This window comes from Methylobacterium segetis (assembly GCF_004348265.1).
Classification (GTDB): Bacteria; Pseudomonadota; Alphaproteobacteria; order Rhizobiales; family Beijerinckiaceae; genus Methylobacterium; species Methylobacterium segetis.
In genome coordinates this window covers 1-1,752 of the sequence record NZ_SMNT01000242.1, presented here as the reverse complement: position 1 = coordinate 1,752, position 1,752 = coordinate 1, and the positions used below count along the sequence as shown (strand labels likewise).

The following is a 1,752-nucleotide window of genomic DNA, read 5'->3' as shown; positions in this document are numbered from 1 at the left end:
TGGCCTTGTCGGTCTCGATCTCCGCCAGCACATCGCCGGACTTGACCGCGTCGCCCTCCTTCTTGAGCCACTTGGCGAGGTTGCCCTTCTCCATCGTGGGCGAGAGGGCGGGCATCAGGACGTTGATCGGCATCGCTTGATGATCCTGAGCGGCCAAGGGCCTGGAATGAGTTCGTGAGCGGTCAGTTGAGGGCAGAGCCGGGCTCGGGATCCTCGCTGCCGCCGGAGGCGAGACCCTCCCGGATCTGCGCGAAGGCCTCCTCCTCGGTGAGGCCGGTCTCGAGCGCGTAGATGCGGGCCGCGTGACGGGCGAGGTCGATCAGGAGCACGCCCCAGGTGAAGGGGTCGTCGAAGGAGCGGCGCAGGGCGATGCTGACCGCCCCGTCGACGACGCTGGCGCGCAGGACCTCGACGCCGCCCTTCTCGAGGGCGTCGGGAGGCGGGGAGAGTTCCTGGAAATCCTTCATCTTACTTGTAGCAGACGCTTTTCGCGGCCTCGACCACCTCGGCCACGGTCGGCAGCGCGAGCTTCTCGAGATTCGCCGCGTAGGGCATCGGCACGTCCTTGCCGGTGATGCGCAGGACCGGCGCGTCGAGATAGTCGAAGGCGTCGACCATCAGGCGCGCCGCGATCTCGGCGCCGACGCCCGATTGCGGGAAGCCCTCCTCCACCGTGACGCAGCGGCCGGTCTTCTTGACGGATTCCACCACCGTGTCCGTGTCCATCGGCCGGATCGTGCGCAGGTCGATCACCTCGGCCTCGATGCCCTGCTCGGCCAGCGCCTGCGCGGCCTTGAGCGCGTAGGTCATGCCGATCGCGAAGGAGACGATGGTGACGTCCGAGCCCTGGCGGTGGATGCGCGCCTTGCCGATCGGCAGCACGAAGTCGTCGAGCTTCGGCACCGGGAAGGATTGGCCGTAGAGGATCTCGTTCTCGAGAAAGATCACCGGGTTCGGGTCGCGGATCGCGGCCTTGAGGAGCCCCTTGGCGTCGGAGGCCGTGTAGGGCGCGATGACCTTCAGTCCCGGCACGTTCGAGTACCAGGCCGCGTAATCGTGGCTGTGCTGGGCGCCGACACGCGCGGCGGCGCCGTTCGGCCCCCGGAACACGATCGGGCAGCCGAGCTGGCCGCCCGACATGTAGAGGGTCTTGGCGGCCGAGTTGATGATGTGGTCGATCGCCTGCATGGCGAAATTGAACGTCATGAACTCGACGATCGGCTTCAGGCCCGTATAGGCCGCGCCGACGCCGATGCCGGCAAAGCCGTGCTCGGTGATCGGTGTGTCGACCACGCGCCGCGCGCCGAATTCCTGCAGCAGCCCCTGCGTGATCTTGTAGGCGCCCTGATACTCGGCGACCTCCTCGCCCATCACGAAGACGTCCTCGTCCCGGCGCATCTCCTCGGCCATCGCGTCGCGGAGCGCCTCGCGCACCGTCGTCGTCACCATCTCGGTGCCGGCGGGGAATTCCTCCATCACCGGGGCCGGAGCCTTGTTGGTGATGGTGGCGGGGGCGGCGGGCGCGCGCGGCGCATCCTCGCCGCTCTTGGCCTCGGGGGCGGGCTTCTGCGCCTGCCCCTCCGCCTGCATGTCGGGTGCGGGCGCCGGCTGGCCGCCCGCATCGGCGCCGTTGCCCTTCGGCTTGCCCCCCGAGGAGGCGGCCGCCGAGACGTCCTCGCCCTCCTCCGCGATGATCGCGATCGGCGTGTTGACGGCGACGCCCTCGGTCCCTTCCTGGATCAGGATCTTGGC

At 68.8% G+C, this 1,752-nt stretch carries 3 protein-coding genes; all 3 read right to left on the bottom strand.

Translation table 11 applies throughout. The features are described 5' to 3' along the window. Positions 1-133 (bottom strand): biotin/lipoyl-containing protein (locus E1J50_RS26420; protein ID WP_132257226.1); only part of this gene is annotated, 133 nt, incomplete at its 3' end. Between the two features lie 49 nt (positions 134-182). Continuing rightward, complete coding sequence (locus tag E1J50_RS26415; RefSeq protein WP_132254998.1) at positions 183-467, bottom strand: DUF5076 domain-containing protein; 285 nt, start codon at positions 465-467, stop codon at positions 183-185. A 1-nt stretch (position 468) separates the two neighbouring features. Beyond that, positions 469-1,752: pyruvate dehydrogenase complex E1 component subunit beta (locus E1J50_RS26410; protein ID WP_132257224.1), on the bottom strand; the 1,284-nt coding region annotated here is incomplete at its 5' end.

What these genes read in the sequence shown, in the direction of transcription:
- E1J50_RS26415 (WP_132254998.1), bottom strand. Translation starts at nt 467, where the DNA reads ATGAAGGATTTCCAGGAACTCTCCCCGCCTCCCGACGCCCTCGAGAAG.